Genomic DNA, 14523 nt, shown 5'->3' on the forward strand with positions numbered 1-14523 from the left:
CCCGCGGGAGGGACGATGGACACGCGCAGGCTCGGCTACTTCGTCCGGGTGGTCGACATCGGCAACATCACCCGGGCCGCGGAATCGCTGCACATCACGCAGTCCGCACTGAGCCAGCACATCTCCGGGCTGGAGAGCGAGTTCAAGACGCGCCTGCTCGAACGCACCGGCCGGGGCGTCGCGGTGACCGGGCCGGGGCGCTCGCTCTACCGCTACGCACAAGGGATCCTGCGGCTGGAGAAGGCCGCGCGCATCGACCTGCGCAACGGCACCGGCTCGCCCGCCGGGCTGGTGACCGTCGGCCTCGCGTCCTACAGCATGGCCTCCGGCGCCGCCATTCCGCTGCTGCGGGTGGTGCGGGAACGCTACCCGGACATCCAGCTGCAGCTGATCCAGAACCTGACCGTGGTGATGAGCCAGGCGGTGCTGCTCGGCCAGGTCGACATGGCGCTGATCTACGATCCCGGCCACGTCAAGGGTGTGGTGTTCGAACGGGTGCTGGAGGAGGACTTCCACCTGATCACCAGCGCCCGAGCGCCCCGCGTGCCCGCGCGCGGCGACGAGGTCACCCTGAAACAGGCAGCCACCCTGGATTTCCTCCTGCCCAGCGAGGTGCACACGGTGCGGCGGATCACCGACGCCGCCTTCCACGCGGCAGGCCTGCACTGCTCGATCGCCGCCGAGATCGAACCGAGCATGGTGCTGCGGGACGCGGTCGTGAACGGTCTGGGCGCCACGATCCTGCCGCTGTCGGCGGCGAGGACCTACTTCGCACCCGACGAGGTGCGCGCGTACCGCTTCAGCGACGCGCACATGCGCACCGGCATGTCGTTGTGCACCTCCGAGGTGCAGCCGTTGTCCGAGGCGGCCGACCTCGTGGCGCAAGTGCTGCGGGGCCTGCTGGCCGAGGTTCAGGACGGCGCGGCGCGCGGGTACCGGTCCTCCGACACGGTTTCGTAGACCGCCGAGTGGTCCGCCGCACCGAGTCCATTTCGGACGGTCGCTTCGAACAGCGCGGCAGTCTGCCTGGTCTGGGCCAGCCGGGCGCCGAGCCGGTCGGCGAGCGCAAGCGCGTAGCGCAGATCCTTGACCTGGTTGTCCGTGCTGCCGCCGAGGCCGTACTCCCGTTGCAGGATCTTCGCCGCCTTGGCCTCGAGCACGGCGCTGGATGCCAGGCCTGCTTCGAGCACCCGGACCAGCTGCGAACCGGAAAGCCCGGCGCGCCGGGCCAGGTCGAGTGCCTCGGCGAGCCCGACGAGCGTGGTGGCCACCACGATCTGGTTGCACAGCTTCGCCGCGGTACCGGCACCGACCGGGCCCAGATGTTCCACAGTGGACGAAAAGGTGCGCAGCACCGGTTCCACGGTGGCGAAGTCCTCGTCGCCGGCGCCGACCATCAGGCTCAGCGTGCCGGCCCGCGCGCCCGCGTCACCACCGCTCATCGGGGCGTCCACCACGGCGAGGCCGAACCGGGCGAGCCGCACCGCCAATCCGCGGACTTTGTCCGGCGCCGTGGTGCTGAGGACCACGACGTGCGTGGTGCCCCGGCCTGCCCACGTGTCGAGGACCGGGTCGGGGGCGATCCGCTCGAAGTGGTCGACGTCGGGCAGCGCGGACAGGACGACCTCGGCGCACAGCTGCGCCGGGTGCCCGACCGCGGCCGCGCCGAACGCCGCGGCCTTCGCCCGGGTCCGGTTCCACACCCGGAGCGGGAACCCGGCGCGGGCCAGGTGCCCGGCGACCGGGGCACCCATCGGGCCGAGGCCGAGCACCCCCACCGTCGGCGTGCTCACTGTTCGACGACCAGTCCCTTGGCCTTCAGCTTTTCGACCAGGCCGTGCACCTCGATCAGCGTGCGCTCCCCGCGGCGGTGCTCGGCACGGATCGCGGTCTCGTGCTCCTCGCGCTCCCGGCAGGCGCGGACCACGTCCGCGGCCTCGGCCGGGTCGACCACCACGATGCCGTCGCCGTCGCCGCGCAGGATGTCACCGGGCCGCACGATCTGCCCGCCGACGGCCAGCGGCCGGTTGATCGGCCCGAGGGTTTCCTTGACCGTGCCCTCGATGCAGACCGAGCCGGAGAACACCGGGAAGCCGAGCCGCTTCAGGTCCGCGCTGTCGCGCACGCCGGAGTCGGTGACGAACGCCGCGAGCCCCTTGCTCTGGCACGCGGTGGCGAGCACGTCGCCGAAGGAGCCCGCCTGCGCCAGTTCACCGGCGGCCACGATGAGCACGTCACCGGGACGGGCGTAGGAGATCCCGACCTGGACCATGATGTTGTCGCCCGCCTGCGCCTGGACGGTGAACGCCGGGCCACAGAACGACATTGCCGGATCGACCGGCTTGAGCCGGTGCGCGAGCGCACCTTTGCGCCCCTGTGCCTCGTGGATGGTCGCCGCCGAGAACTCCCCCAGCGCGGCCACCACCTCGGGCGCGGGCCGGTCGATCTTCGTGCGCACGTGGATCATCGGTGTTCTCCTCTCGGTTCAGAGCTGCGGATCCGCGGACACGCGGAGCACGGTCTTGGACGAACGGGCCGAATCCGCGGCGCAGGCGAACGCCGCCACCGCGTCCGCGAGGTCGAATTCGTGGCTCACCACCGTTTCCAGCGATTCGTCCGCGGCGAGCAAGGCGATCGCCTCGTCCAGTTCGACGTCGAAGCGCTGCGAACCGGACACCGCGAGTTCCTTGGCGAGCACCGTCGACATCGCCACCGGCACCGGCCCGCTCGGCAGCATCCCCAGCTGCAGCACCGCACCGCCCGGCCGCGCGGCGGTCAGTGCCGCGGTCAGGGACGCCACCGCGCCCGCAGCCTCCACCACGACGTCGAACGCGGACTCCTCGATCGTCCCGCCTTCGGCCAGGTTGACCGTGGTCCCGGCACCCACCGACGCGGCGACCTTCAACGGGAACTCCTGCAGGTCGGCCGCGACGATCTCACCGGCACCGGAGTGCTTCAGCGCGGCCACGGCGAGCGCACCGATCGGACCGGCGCCGCTCACCAGCACCCGTGCCCCGCGCACCCGTTTCCCCAGCCGCCGGACACCGTGCAGTGCAACGGAGAACGGTTCGGCGAGCACCGCACGCCGCAACGGCAGGCCCTCGGGCAACGGCCGCAGCTGGCGCGGCAGGACTTCCAGGATTTCCGCGAACCCGCCCTGCGTGTGCGGCCGGGTCGAGGCGGAGCCGAGATACGTTCCCGGCTGCAGGTGCAGGCCGGTCGCCTCGGTGACCCCCGCGGGCGCACACGGGGTGGCCGGGTGGATCGCGACCGGAGTGCCCGGCGCGGGCGCGTTCGCCGCCTCGGCGCCGACCTCCGCCACGACGCCGACCACCTCGTGCCCGAGCACCAGTGGTTCGGTCACCCGGTACGGGCCGTTCTGCCCGTCCGTCGCGTAATGCAGGTCCGAACCGCAGATCCCGCCGTAGACGATGCGCACTGCGACGCCACCGGGCGCCGGGCTCGGGACGGGCAGTTCGTCGACGCGCACATCCTTCGCGCCGTGGACAACAACAGCCTTCACAGGGAGCCTTTCTTCCTCGGTGGGTTCAGCGGGCCAGGTAGCCGCCGTCGACGGGCAGCACGGTGCCGTGCACGAAACGGGCGGCGTCGGAGACGAGGAACAGCGCGGCACCGGCGATGTCCTCGGCGGTACCCCACCGGCCGGCCGGGATGCGTTCCAGGATCTTGCGGTTGCGGGTCTCGTCCGCGACGAGCGCGACGTTCATCTCGGTGTCGATGAACCCCGGCGCGATCGCGTTGACGCGCACCCCCTTGGCCGCCCACTCGTTCGCGACGGACTTGGTGAACTGGGCGACCGCACCCTTCGAGGCGGCGTAGGCGGACGCGGTGAAGCCGCCAGTGAACGACAGCATCGAGGCGAGGTTGACGATCACCCCCGCTCCGCGTTCGAGCATCGGGCGCCCGAACAGCTGGGTCAGCTCGACCACGCTGCGGATGTTGAGCTGCTGCACACGATCCCAGTCCTCGAACGGGAAATCCTCGAACGGATGGCGCAGGTTGAGCCCGGCGTTGTTGACCAGGATGTCGACCCGGTGCTCCCGCAGCACGGCCGCCGCCGCGGCACGCACCTGATCGGGCTCGCCGAGATCGACGGCCACCGGCACGTACTTCCCGCCGTGCGTGGCGACCGGACGGCGGTGCAGACCCACCACGGTCGCACCGTTGCGCAGGTACTCTTCGGCGATCGCGTGGCCGATACCGGAACTGGCCCCGGTGACGACCGCGGTCTTGCCGGTCAGATCGGCGGTGAACGAAGCGGCCATGGCGGCATTGCCCTTCTGCTCGGGAGACAGGTGTCCGGGGTCATCTTCCCCGGAGTCGTGCACTCGGGTCATGCGATATGCGAACCGCCGTTGACGTCGTAGGTCACGCCGGTCAGGTAGCCGGCCGCTTCGCTCAGCAGGAACGACACGACCGCCGCGACGTCCTGCACGGTGCCGATCCGCCCGATCGGCAAATCCCGCAACAGCACGGCTTTCCGCTCCTCGGACAGCCGGCCGCCCATGATGTCGGTGTCGATCGACCCGGGCGCGACGGAGTTCGCGGTGATCCCGAAAGGCCCCAGCTCCCGCGCGAGCGTGCGGGCGAAGCCCAGCAACGCGGCCTTCGAAGCCGAGTAGGCGGCGCGGCCGTACACTCCTCCGCCGCGTTCGGCCGACGTCGAGGAGATGTGCACGATCCGGCCGACCCGGTGCCGCGCCATGACCTTCGCGGCGGCCTGGGTGACGTGGAAGGTGCCGTGCAGGTTCACCTCGACCACGCGGCGCCACTCGTCGTCGGTGACCTCGAGAAACGGCACCGGAGAGCTGACCCCCGCGTTGTTGACCAGCCCGGTGAGCTGCGGCAGCCGCTGCTCGACCTGCTCCACCGCGGCGAACACGGCGTCGCGGTCGCGGATGTCGAGGCCCGCGCCGTAACACGGCCTGCCGTGCTCCTGCTCCAGTCCGGCTGCCAGCTCTTCGACGGCGGCACGGTCGACGTCGAACACGGCGACCGACCAGCCCTGGGCAGCGAGCGATCCGGCGATCGCGCGGCCGATCCCGCGCGCCGAGCCGGCTCCGGTGACGATCGCGGTGCGGTCGCCGGGGAATTGCGCGGCGGACGGCGTTGTCATGGTGCTCCTGTCAGCTGATCCGCGGTCACTGGGTACGCGGGAGGATCCGGCGGAGGTAGGCGGCGTTGGTGGCACCGACGCTGAGCCCGTCGCCGCCGTAGTGCTCGGCGACGAACGCCCCGCGGAAGCCGTGGGCGATCGCGTAGCGCACAGCCGTCCGGTAGTTGATGACACCCAGCTCCAGCGACGTCGGGTGGGTGAGCACAGTGCCGCCTGCCGGATCCTCCAGACGCGCGTAGTTCTTGACGTGCCAGTAATTCGTGCGTGGCGCGGTGACCGAGACCAGGTACTCCCAGGAATCGGCCGGACGCTGCTGGCGGATCAGGTTCCCCAGATCGGGGTTGAGCCCCACCGCGTCGTGGCCGATGTCGTCGAGGAACCGGATCGCCTCGTCGGCACTGCCGAGATAGGTGTTCTCGTACAGTTCGAGGGAAATCTCCAGGCCGAGCGACGCAGCGTGGTCGCCCAGCTCCCGGAACCGGCGGACCGCCAGCGCGTAGACCTCCGGATCGGCGGGCCGCTCGTCCTGCGGCACGGTCCAGAACCACAACGCCCGCTGCTGCTGCGGGGTCAGCGCGTCGTGCAGCCCCAGGCACACGACGCCCGCGCCGAGTTCCGCAGCCGCGTCCACAGTGCGATGGCTGAACGCGAGGTTCCGTTCGCCGCGCTCGGGGTGGATGACGCTCCGGCGCACCACCCCCACACCCGGAACGGAGAGCCCGGCATCGGCCAGTACCGCACCGAGCGCCGACAGCCGCTCCGGACGGAGGTCCCCGAGCGGAAGCCACGCCGTGGACAGTTCGAGCTGGGTGAAGCCGGCATCGACGACCGCCTGCAGCTGGGCACGCCATTCGGCGGGGTCCAGCTCCGCCACCGGAGTGCCGTCCGCGGCGTGCGGCGGGAACTGCAGCATCGCCGCGGCGATCGGCCACGCCTCCGCCGAGTACGGGGACGCGAAGTCACCCGCGCACCCCAGCGAAGGCCGCTCTTCGTGCACCGGGACGCGGACCGACTCAGCCAATGCGGATGCCTCCGTTGATGTTGTAGGTGGCGCCGGTGATGTAGCCGGCGTCCGCGCCGACGAGGAACTCCACCAACGCGGCGACCTCGCGCGTCGTGCCGAGCCTGCCGACCGGCAACTGGGCCAGGAACGCGGGTTTGCGGTCCTCGGTGATGCGGCCGCCCATGATGTCGGTGTCGATCGTGGCCGGGGCGACCACGTTCACCGTGACACCGTTCGGTGCGACTTCGAGTGCCAGCCCGCGGCTGAACCCCTCGATCGCACCTTTGGACGCCGCGTAGGTCGATTTGCTGTATGTGCCGCCGCCGTTCTGCGCGGCAGTCGACCCGAGGTTCACCACCCGGCCGTAGCCGCGTTCGACCAGTCCGGGCACAATCCGCTTGCACATCACGAACGTGCCGGTCGCGTTGATCCGCAGCACCCGTTCCCAGGTCGCCAAGTCCGTTTCCAGCAACGGAACCGGCGAACTGATCCCCGCGATGTTGACCAGCGCCCCGATCGGCGCCAGATCACGTTCGAATCCGGACACCGCGGCGTGCACCGCCTCGGGATCGGCGACATCGGCGGCTGCTCCACGCGCGGCGATCCCGTGCCGCGCCGCCAGTTCCGCCGCGACGTCCTCGACCGCCGGGTCCACGTCGAGCAGCCCGAGGTGCCAGCCGGCCGGAGCCAGCCGTTCCGCCAGCGCGCGGCCGATCCCGCGTTCCGACGCCGCGCCGGTGATGATCGCGGTGCCTGTCATGGCGTGGTCCGCCCTTCTTCGTCGGGTCCGTGCTGCCCGTCGGCAGCGTTTTCCGGGGTGTTCAGCGCGGTGCGCGGCCGTTGCCCGCGGCTGACCGCGATCAGCGCGTCCAGCGCGCTCGCGGACACCGCCGCACTGAACTGGTCGGTCCAGCACAACGAATGCGGCGCGAGCACCACGCTGTCCACAGTGGTCAATGCGCTGCCGGGGTTCAGCGGCTCCTCGGCGAAAACGTCCAGTCCGGCGCCCGCGATCCTGCCGTCGCGGAGCCTGCGGACCAGTGCTTCCTCGTCCACAACCGATCCGCGCGCGACGTTGATCAGCCGCGCCGACGGCCGCAGCAACGCGAGTTCCGCGTCGCCGAGGAGGTGTCTCGTCCCCGCGTTTCCCGCGACGGTGACCACCACGTAGTCGCTCCGCCGCAGCAGATCGGCGAGCGCGACCGCTTCCACGCCGATCTCCGCGGCCGCCTGCCTGCGGTCGCTGCGGTTGTAACCGAGCACCCGCAATCCCAGCGCCCGCACCCGGCGCGCGGTCTCCATGCCGATCCCGCCCAGCCCGACGATGCCCACCGTCGCGCCGGTCAACCCGGGTCCCTGCCACGCGCCGCGCTCGCCCCAGCGTCCCTCGCGCACCAACCGGTCCTTCATCACCAGGTTGTGCGACAACGCATACAGCAACGCGATCACCGAATCGGCGACCGGTCCGCGCACCGCGTCCGGGGTGGTGGTCACCACCACCCCACGCCGCGTGCAGGCGTCCACGTCGACCGCGTCGAACCCGGCGCCGAACCGGGCGACGTGCCGCAGCCGCCCGGAGGACGGGATCGAGGCGGCGCTCACCCGCTCGTGTCCCAGTACCAGGACCGCGTCGGCGTCTTCGAGCTGCCGCTGCTGCAGCTCCTCCACAGCATCGTCGAGCACCCGCCACGACAGCCCCGCTTCGGTCAGCCGCGACAGTCCGATGTCACCGAAGACCGTGCTGCCGTCCGGTTCGGCGTACCCGCGGGTGAGCACGACCCGGTAGTCCACAAACACCTCTTTCCGCCTCGGGGAACTGGTGGCCGAAGAGTAGTTCGGTCACCGACGCGATCGGGGCCGTATCAGCAACGGAGATAGCGGTATCTCGCTTCCCGATACTGCTGCCCGGGGCTCGCCGTGGTGGCCGCCTGCGCGCGTCAGTCCGTCCGCCGCTCGAAGTTGAGCCCGCCGGGAACCTGGAACGTCGGCAGGATCTCGATGTGCCCGACGTTCATGTGCCGCGGCGAGGCGATGGCGAACTCGATCGCGCTCGCGATGTCCTCGGGTTTGAGCGACTCGTAGCCGTCGAAGAACTCGCGCTGTGCCTGCGCCGGGTCACCGAGCACCCGGCCGAAAATCTCCGTTTCGACGCGTCCCGGGCAGATCTCGGTGATCCGGACGCGCTTGCCGTAGCCGTCGACCCGCAATTGGCGGGACAGCGTGTGCACGGCGGACTTGGTGGCGTGGTAAATCGTATTGCCGCCGAAGTTGTAAACGCCGGCGATGGAGCTGATGTTGACGATGTGCCCGAGGTCGCGGGCCACCATGCCGGGCATGATCAGCCGCACGAGGTGCAGCACGGCTCGGAGGTTGACCGCGATCTGCTCGTCGACCGCGAACTCGTCGGCGGTCAGGATGGTGCCGGTGCGGGAAACCCCGGCGTTGTTGACCAGCACGTCGATCTCCAGCCCGTCGACCAGCCGGGTGAGCGCCTCGGTGGAGGTGAGGTCGACGGCGTGCGGAACGCAGCCGGTGGCGCGGGAGAGCGCGGTGAGCCGCTCGCGGTCGCGGGCGACGGCGTGCACCTCGAGTCCGCGTTCGGCCAGCCGCTGCACGAGCACGGCGCCGATCCCGGTCGACGCACCGGTCACCAAGGCGCTGCGGTAATCGGAGAAGGGCATGGTGTTCGTTCCTTTCGGCGGAATTCCGCACGGCCCGGGGTGGACGGCGTGGACCGGCAATGCGGCCCGTGGTTTCCCTGGCGATACCGGTTCGATCGCATTTCGGCCGGTTCCGCCCCGGCGGCCGGTGGTGCCGGCGACCTTAAGGCTTCGCCTTGCACACCAACAAACATCGTTTTCCCATGGGGCAATCGGGTTTTCTTATGTCCCGGCCACTCGCGCTGCTCACCGCATTCGGGGTACCGCTACCGAATGGCGCTGTCCCGATTCGGCGTTTGTGCCCGTGTTCGCGGCCCGGATAACGTGCGCGTGCACAGTTCCGGCGCACTGAGGAGCGGACCGTGGAAAAGCGCGTGCTGAGCACCCGCGGCCAGTTGCCCGGCCCCGGCCTGGACCGGCTCGCCGCGCAGGTCGGCCTGATCAGGGGGCCGGCCGAGGCCAGGCCGACAGCCGCCGCACTGCAGGCGCTCGCGACCGGCGTGTCCGGGATCCTGTGCCTGGGCAACGACCTCGTCGACGCCGCACTGCTGGACGCCGCCGGCTCGCAGCTGCGGATCGTGAGCCTCGCCAGTGCGGGCTTCGACGGCGTGGATCGGGCCGCAGCCGCCGAACGCGGCGTCGTCGTCACGCACACCCCGGGCGTGCTCGCCGAGACCACCGCCGACCTCGTGTGGTCGCTGATCCTCATGGCGCGCCGCCGTCTCGGTGCCGCGCGCGACCAGCTGCACGCGGGCGCCTGGACGACCTTCCACCTGCACGACCACCTGGGTCTCGACGTGCACGGCACGAAGCTCGGCCTCGTCGGTTACGGGCAGATCGGCCGCGCGGTCGCCCGGCGCGCCGCCGGATTCGGCGTGCACGTCCTGTGCCACGACCCCTATTCGGCCCCTGACGACGGCCTCGCCGAACCGGCCGACCTCGAAACTTTGCTGGCACAGTCGGACATCGTGTCGCTGCACGTGCCGCTCACGGCCACCACACACAACCTCATCGGCGCAACCGAACTGCGCGCGATGAAACCGGCGGCCACCCTCGTCAACACGTCCCGAGGCGGCGTCGTCGACGAGAAGGCACTGCTGGCAGCACTGCGCGCCGGCACCATCCACTCCGCCGGCCTGGACGTGTTCGAACAGGAACCCCGCGGTGCCGACGTGGCGGACCTGGTCGCAGAGGCACGCCTGGTGGCACTCCCCCACGTCGGTTCGGCAACCGAGGCAACCCGTTCCGCCATGGTGAACCTGGCCGTGGACAACCTGCTGGCAGTACTAGCCGGAAAGCCCGCGCACACCCCCCTGCCCGGCACCACACCCGCGACGCAATGAACCACCCGCCCCGGGCAGTCCGCTCCACCGGCCCACGTTCCCGGAGGGGCTCGCATCACCCTGCGCCACCTGCAAACTCCCTGGCATCTCAACGGAGTCCACACTGACGGTGGAGCTGACGTGTCAGTACATGAACCACGAAACGCAACTACTGGGCGCCGGGGCCCGGGGGTTGTCCCCCGGGTAGATACCGCGGGCACCGGCGAAAGTGCGTCAGCGCTGAGCAGCCCGAGCTGCCTCGTGGACCTAACGTGTCAGCATGAGAACCGACCGATGGCCGCGTGCGAGCTGGGGGTCCGGGGGTTACCCCCCGGGAATGATCACCACGAGATCCCGGCGAATTGCGAAGCAACGAGCAGGATCAGGCCAATCGAGTGGGCCGGGCGGGGCTCGAACCCGCGGCCAAGGGATTATGAGTCCTCCTGGGCTCAGCGGTGTGCTCACCTGCGAAAACGCAGCTCAGCGGCGAGCGTTCCGTCCATAATCCCTTGGGTTTGACTGGATCCCCCAAATCGGGGATCAGAGCCGACGCTCACCGTTCCCCTCGGCGCGGCAGTCCGCCGAGCGTGGAGCAAACCGCAGCCCATCGTGAACGGCCCGACACGGGCCATCGAACGCTGTGCTCGCGACCCATCAGCACCCTGCAAGAATCAGGCTGGCCGCTCGCCCCGACGCGGAGCACAGCGCCGCGACCAAACCCTTGTCGCGGTATAAAATCACGACTCCTCGCTGACCGCTGGCCACACCACTCACGCAGAGCACCCAGCTAGTCACTTTTCCGGTGTTTGAGGTACTTTATAACCGTCTGGACCGCAGTCCCGATTCCCGCGACTACGATCCCGACGGGCATCGACGAGTTCGCCAGCTTCGCCACAACGAAAGCGGTTACAGGCACCGCGAGGACGGACAGCAACGCTGGTGTCGCGAGCGAATACCGCTGCCAAGACCACGTCTTCAATTGCTCAGAACCTGGCGCACAGGTTGCCGGAAAACCGCGCAACGCGATCTCCAAACTCTCGTGTGGATCGGCCACGAGGACCGCTTGAGAGAGCACCGCAAGCAGTTTTCGCAGTTCGTCACGAGCAGGACCATTCGCCGGTCGCGGCGCATCGGTCAGAGCCCGCAGCAAGCTGGTCTTCACCTGGTCGCCAACAACCGAATCCGCCCGTTGATGACCTCGCCCGCTCAGGCAAGTGATCTCACGAGGGAGGCTGACGACCGCCTTGCGAAGCAGGCTACGAAGATTCCGGATTCTGCGCTGGTGCAACCGAGCCGGATTACCGACCCGGCAGCGCGTCCACGAGGCTGCGACTTCGTCCACTTCACCGATCGCTGACAGGAGTTTGGCGATCTGACGCTGGACTCGATCGTGGGCGTAGCGAGCACTCCACACCCGAAGAAACAACGTACCGATCGGAAAGATCAGAAAAATGGCCAGAACAGGCGTGGCCACGTGTTGGACTCCGACAGGCAGGCGCTCAACGTAGAGCCTCACCAGGCCCATCACGACGAGAGTGATGCCGACGACGTAGAACGCCTGGGAGTTCATGCGGGGACGCTGGCGAACCGGGTGAAGCAGGGCAAGATCAACTGTGGCGAGGCCGAGGGGCTGAGCGGTGGCGATCGTGCCGAGCTGGCGCGGTTGTGTGCGGAGAACGCCGAGCTGTGGATGGAACGGGATGTCCTCAAGCGGTCCGTGGTCCTGTGGGTGAAGGAGGCGAGGCGGTGAGCCTGGCCGCGTTCATCGCCGGCCAGAGGACCCGCCACCAGGTGCCAGACGCCGTCACGTGCCGGGTGTTGGCTGTGTCGGAGTCCTGGTTCTATAAGTGGCACCACCGCGAACACCAACCTGCGCCGAGGGAGCAGCGGCGTGCCGAGTTGGACGCGGCGGTCGCGCAGGCTTTCGAGGCCGCGCACGGCCTGCACGGCTCACCGCGTGTTCTCATCGATCTACGCGCTGCCGGCTGGACAGTGAGCGAGAAAACGGTGGCCAAGTCGATGGCCGGCCGGGGATTGGTGGCCCGGCCCAAGAAACGGCGGAAGAACCTGACCCGGCCGGATAAACGGGCGGTTCCGTTCCCGGATCTGGTGAACCGGGACTTCACCGCGCCTGCGCCGGACATGAAGTGGGCCGGCGACATGACCGAAATCCCGACCGACGAGGGAAAATTCTCCTTGTCGACGGCGATTGACCTGTCCTCCCGTCGGTTGCCCGGCTACGCCACCAGCGCCCATCCGGACGCCGGACTCGCAGGTGAGACCATCAAGATGGCTGTCGCCGCCCGTGGCGGGAAGGACGGGGTGACTGGAGTGGTCTTCCACTCCGATCGTGGCTCGGCGTATACCGCGCACGATTTCACCGTGCTCTGCGGCAAGCTCGGAATCCGGCAGCCGATGGGTCGGACCGGATCATGTGTCGGCAACGCCGCGGCCGAATCGTTCTTCTCCACCCTGGAACACGAAGTACTCTCACGGCATCACTTCAAAACTCGAAAAGAAGCGCAACAAACTATTGTTAAACGGGTCGTCGACTTCTACAATCAACGACGTCGCCACAGTTCCTGTGGCATGCAATCCCCGATCGACTACGAGACCAGTGCGGCCAACCGGGCCGCATAGAGGAGTCCTCCACGATCAAGGGGGAAGCTCAAGACACTAGTTGTATGAGGCCATGACGTTGGTGACGCCAACAGGTGCGCGCGACGCAGGCAGTTGGCCGGCCGCGGCGCTGTGGGGTCGGTGATAATTGTAGTGCACGTTCCACACCGCGACAGCGGCTGATCGCTCGGCCTCGCTGATCCAGGTGCGGGAGTAGAGGAACTCCTCGGCAAGGATCCGGTTGTACCTCTCCACCTTCCCATTGTGCTTGGGCGTGTACGGCTTGGTGCGTTTGTGCTTCGCGCCGAGCAAGGATCGCGTGAACGCATGGGCGCGGTAGCAGGCACCGTTGCGTTCCTAAGGGATGTCAAGCTGCTCGGTGGGGTTTAGCGTGGGTGTTGGACGGGCCGGTTGATGGAGCGCTTGGCGACTTCTTGTTTCGCTGGCCCGTCCCCGCTCCAGTGGTTTTGCGTGATCGGCGGATGTCTTCCGGCACGGTGTATCGCTCGGCGATGATGTCGCGGGCTTGGACAGGGGTGACAAGTGTGCCGTCGACGTCACGTAGCTGGTAGGGCGTGTGGTTCTTCCAGCATGATGCGATGCGGGTCAGCAGCGTCGTCGCGATGTGGCAGAGCGCCGAGTTGTGGTGTTTGCCGGCCTGGGCCATCAGCCGGTAATACTTGGCGGCCAGGGTGGGGTCGCGGCGGCGGGCCTGGCTGGCGGCCATGAACAGCGCTTCGCGTAGCAGTGCGTCTCCGCGTTTGGTCGGGCCGCCGTGGCGGCCGGAGACGCCGGAGGCGTCCAGCGACGGAACAAGGCCGCTGGAGCCGCGGACCGCGGCCAGAGACGAGAACCGGCTGATGTCGCCGAGCCGGCCGAGAATGACTGCTCCGGTCACGGCCCCGACGCCGGGCGCGGAGGTGATGATCCCGTCGGGGTCGCGTTCGGCGACCAGGACGGTGATGCGTTCGTCGACGTCTTTGATCTCGTCGGTGATCGCCAGTGCGAGGCGGGCTTCGACGGCGATGTCGTCGGCCAGATCGGCAAAAGCCAGTTCCTCGCCCCATCACTCGGCGGTCGCGGAGGCTGCAGCCAGGATCCTGTCGGCTTCCGCGTCGCCCCAGGCGCCGCGGGAGTGTCGGTAGAAGAATCGGGACAACCGGGACCGGCCGAGGCGATGGACGGTCTGGGGGTCGGCGTAGCCGGTGGCGAGGAACTGCAGCGGGGTCTTGTTCGCCAGGTCACCGCTGAGGGCAGCGTGCCAGTCCGGTCCGAGGATCTCCAGCAGCGCGTCGAGCCGGGCGAGGCCGGCGGTGCGACGCTGGACGAGCGTGGAGTGCAGTTTCGTCGCGCGCCGCAGCGGATCGCCCGGACCTGCGCCCCGCTCGGGATGGAGTCCTTCGGGGTGCAGCAACGGCAGCCGGGCCAGCAGGATCGAGTCCAGCCGGTCGCTCTTGGTGTGTTTGGCATAGTAGGCGCGCAGATCGGCCGATCGCTCCGCGGACACCAGCACCACGGTCGCGCCCCGCCGGCGAAACCATGCCGCCAGCGGAACCCATGCGTTGCGGGTCGGCTCCACCACGACCGTCACCTCGGCCGCCGTGACACCTTCGGGCAGCCGTGCCCACAACCGGTCGAGCTCCTTGCTGCGCGTGCGGAATCGGTGCCCGGACCACAGCACTCGTCCCTGCTCGTCGGCCAAGCTGGCCTGGTGCGGCGCGCGGACCGCGATGTCCACGCCCATCCGAACGATCACTGCCGGCTCCCTTGCTCGCGTGAATT

16 protein-coding genes and 1 pseudogene are annotated in these 14523 nt (G+C 69.1%); 4 read left to right on the forward strand and 13 right to left on the reverse strand.

The genetic code is table 11. The features are described from left to right. The first annotated feature begins 15 nt into the window (after positions 1 to 15). The gene (locus ABD793_RS30190; protein ID WP_344866092.1) at positions 16 to 960 is read left to right on the forward strand and encodes a LysR substrate-binding domain-containing protein; all 945 of its coding nucleotides are present in this window, start codon (positions 16 to 18) and stop codon (positions 958 to 960) included. On the opposite strand, the gene ABD793_RS30195 is transcribed toward ABD793_RS30190, so the two are convergent. From ABD793_RS30195 to ABD793_RS30235, 9 genes are all read right to left on the reverse strand, one after another. Further along, positions 912 to 1793 (reverse strand): NAD(P)-dependent oxidoreductase, encoded by an 882-nt coding sequence (locus tag ABD793_RS30195; protein ID WP_344866093.1) that lies wholly within the window; start codon positions 1791 to 1793, stop codon positions 912 to 914. The two genes, ABD793_RS30190 and ABD793_RS30195, sit on opposite strands and share 49 nt — an antisense overlap. Continuing rightward, on the reverse strand, positions 1790 to 2467 hold the full coding sequence (locus tag ABD793_RS30200; RefSeq protein WP_344866095.1) for a 4-carboxy-4-hydroxy-2-oxoadipate aldolase/oxaloacetate decarboxylase: 678 nt from the start codon (positions 2465 to 2467) through the stop codon (positions 1790 to 1792). Before ABD793_RS30200 ends, ABD793_RS30195 begins: the two co-directional genes overlap by 4 nt. An 18-nt stretch (positions 2468 to 2485) precedes the next feature. Beyond that, the gene (locus ABD793_RS30205; RefSeq protein WP_344866097.1) at positions 2486 to 3523 is read right to left on the reverse strand and encodes a zinc-binding dehydrogenase; all 1038 of its coding nucleotides are present in this window, start codon (positions 3521 to 3523) and stop codon (positions 2486 to 2488) included. A gap of 25 nt (positions 3524 to 3548) precedes the next feature. Further along, on the reverse strand, positions 3549 to 4358 hold the full coding sequence (locus ABD793_RS30210; protein WP_344866099.1) for an SDR family NAD(P)-dependent oxidoreductase: 810 nt from the start codon (positions 4356 to 4358) through the stop codon (positions 3549 to 3551). Then, on the reverse strand, positions 4355 to 5137 hold the full coding sequence (locus ABD793_RS30215) for an SDR family NAD(P)-dependent oxidoreductase (RefSeq protein WP_344866101.1): 783 nt from the start codon (positions 5135 to 5137) through the stop codon (positions 4355 to 4357). Before ABD793_RS30215 ends, ABD793_RS30210 begins: the two co-directional genes overlap by 4 nt. Positions 5138 to 5162: 25 nt before the next feature. Continuing rightward, the gene (locus ABD793_RS30220; RefSeq protein WP_344866103.1) at positions 5163 to 6158 is read right to left on the reverse strand and encodes a sugar phosphate isomerase/epimerase family protein; all 996 of its coding nucleotides are present in this window, start codon (positions 6156 to 6158) and stop codon (positions 5163 to 5165) included. Next, positions 6151 to 6900, reverse strand: a complete 750-nt coding sequence (locus ABD793_RS30225) for an SDR family NAD(P)-dependent oxidoreductase (RefSeq protein WP_344866106.1) — start codon at positions 6898 to 6900, stop codon at positions 6151 to 6153. The genes ABD793_RS30220 and ABD793_RS30225 overlap by 8 nt, the downstream gene beginning before the upstream one ends. Beyond that, positions 6897 to 7931, reverse strand: coding sequence for a 2-hydroxyacid dehydrogenase (locus tag ABD793_RS30230; protein WP_344866108.1), 1035 nt, complete (start codon positions 7929 to 7931; stop codon positions 6897 to 6899). Before ABD793_RS30230 ends, ABD793_RS30225 begins: the two co-directional genes overlap by 4 nt. 146 nt (positions 7932 to 8077) lie before the next feature. Continuing rightward, entirely contained in the window at positions 8078 to 8821 is a 744-nt protein-coding gene (locus tag ABD793_RS30235; protein ID WP_344866110.1) for an SDR family oxidoreductase, read from the reverse strand. Between the two features lie 341 nt (positions 8822 to 9162). Between ABD793_RS30235 and ABD793_RS30240 the strand changes: the two genes are divergently transcribed. Beyond that, the gene (locus ABD793_RS30240; protein WP_344866112.1) at positions 9163 to 10143 is read left to right on the forward strand and encodes a 2-hydroxyacid dehydrogenase; all 981 of its coding nucleotides are present in this window, start codon (positions 9163 to 9165) and stop codon (positions 10141 to 10143) included. A 766-nt stretch (positions 10144 to 10909) separates the two neighbouring features. Here ABD793_RS30240 and ABD793_RS30245 read toward each other — a convergent pair. After that, entirely contained in the window at positions 10910 to 11692 is a 783-nt protein-coding gene (locus ABD793_RS30245; RefSeq protein ID WP_344866114.1) for a hypothetical protein, read from the reverse strand. 21 nt (positions 11693 to 11713) lie between these two features. Here ABD793_RS30245 and ABD793_RS30250 point away from each other — a divergent pair, with 21 nt between their 5' ends. Both ABD793_RS30250 and ABD793_RS30255 read left to right on the forward strand, forming a co-directional pair. Further along, positions 11714 to 11872, forward strand: a complete 159-nt coding sequence (locus ABD793_RS30250; RefSeq protein WP_344866116.1) for a hypothetical protein — start codon at positions 11714 to 11716, stop codon at positions 11870 to 11872. After that, positions 11869 to 12762: an IS3 family transposase gene (locus tag ABD793_RS30255; RefSeq protein ID WP_344866118.1), complete on the forward strand. Its 894-nt coding sequence runs from the start codon at positions 11869 to 11871 to the stop codon at positions 12760 to 12762. The genes ABD793_RS30250 and ABD793_RS30255 overlap by 4 nt, the downstream gene beginning before the upstream one ends. Before the next feature lie 36 nt (positions 12763 to 12798). On the opposite strand, the pseudogene ABD793_RS30260 reads toward ABD793_RS30255, so the two are convergent. From ABD793_RS30260 to ABD793_RS30270, 3 genes and pseudogenes are all read right to left on the reverse strand, one after another. Further along, positions 12799 to 13092, reverse strand: a pseudogene (locus ABD793_RS30260) (integrase core domain-containing protein); the annotation flags it as partial. A 16-nt stretch (positions 13093 to 13108) separates the two neighbouring features. Further along, positions 13109 to 13795: a transposase gene (locus ABD793_RS30265; RefSeq protein ID WP_344866192.1), complete on the reverse strand. Its 687-nt coding sequence runs from the start codon at positions 13793 to 13795 to the stop codon at positions 13109 to 13111. A 12-nt stretch (positions 13796 to 13807) separates the two neighbouring features. Further along, positions 13808 to 14497: an IS110 family transposase gene (locus tag ABD793_RS30270; protein ID WP_344866120.1), complete on the reverse strand. Its 690-nt coding sequence runs from the start codon at positions 14495 to 14497 to the stop codon at positions 13808 to 13810. Between the last annotated feature and the right edge of the window lie 26 nt (positions 14498 to 14523).

Source organism: Amycolatopsis ultiminotia, assembly GCF_039536925.1.
Lineage (GTDB): Bacteria > Actinomycetota > Actinomycetes > Mycobacteriales > Pseudonocardiaceae > Amycolatopsis > Amycolatopsis ultiminotia.

Excerpts from the sequence above, each read along its gene's own strand:
- ABD793_RS30210 (WP_344866099.1), bottom strand. The coding sequence starts at position 4,358 with ATGACCCGAGTGCACGACTCCGGGGAAGATGACCCCGGACACCTGTCT.
- ABD793_RS30245 (WP_344866114.1), bottom strand. The coding sequence starts at position 11,692 with ATGAACTCCCAGGCGTTCTACGTCGTCGGCATCACTCTCGTCGTGATG.
- ABD793_RS30225 (WP_344866106.1), bottom strand. The coding sequence starts at position 6,900 with ATGACAGGCACCGCGATCATCACCGGCGCGGCGTCGGAACGCGGGATC.
- ABD793_RS30235 (WP_344866110.1), bottom strand. The coding sequence starts at position 8,821 with ATGCCCTTCTCCGATTACCGCAGCGCCTTGGTGACCGGTGCGTCGACC.
- ABD793_RS30200 (WP_344866095.1), bottom strand. The coding sequence starts at position 2,467 with ATGATCCACGTGCGCACGAAGATCGACCGGCCCGCGCCCGAGGTGGTG.
- ABD793_RS30215 (WP_344866101.1), bottom strand. The coding sequence starts at position 5,137 with ATGACAACGCCGTCCGCCGCGCAATTCCCCGGCGACCGCACCGCGATC.
- ABD793_RS30190 (WP_344866092.1), top strand. The coding sequence starts at position 16 with ATGGACACGCGCAGGCTCGGCTACTTCGTCCGGGTGGTCGACATCGGC.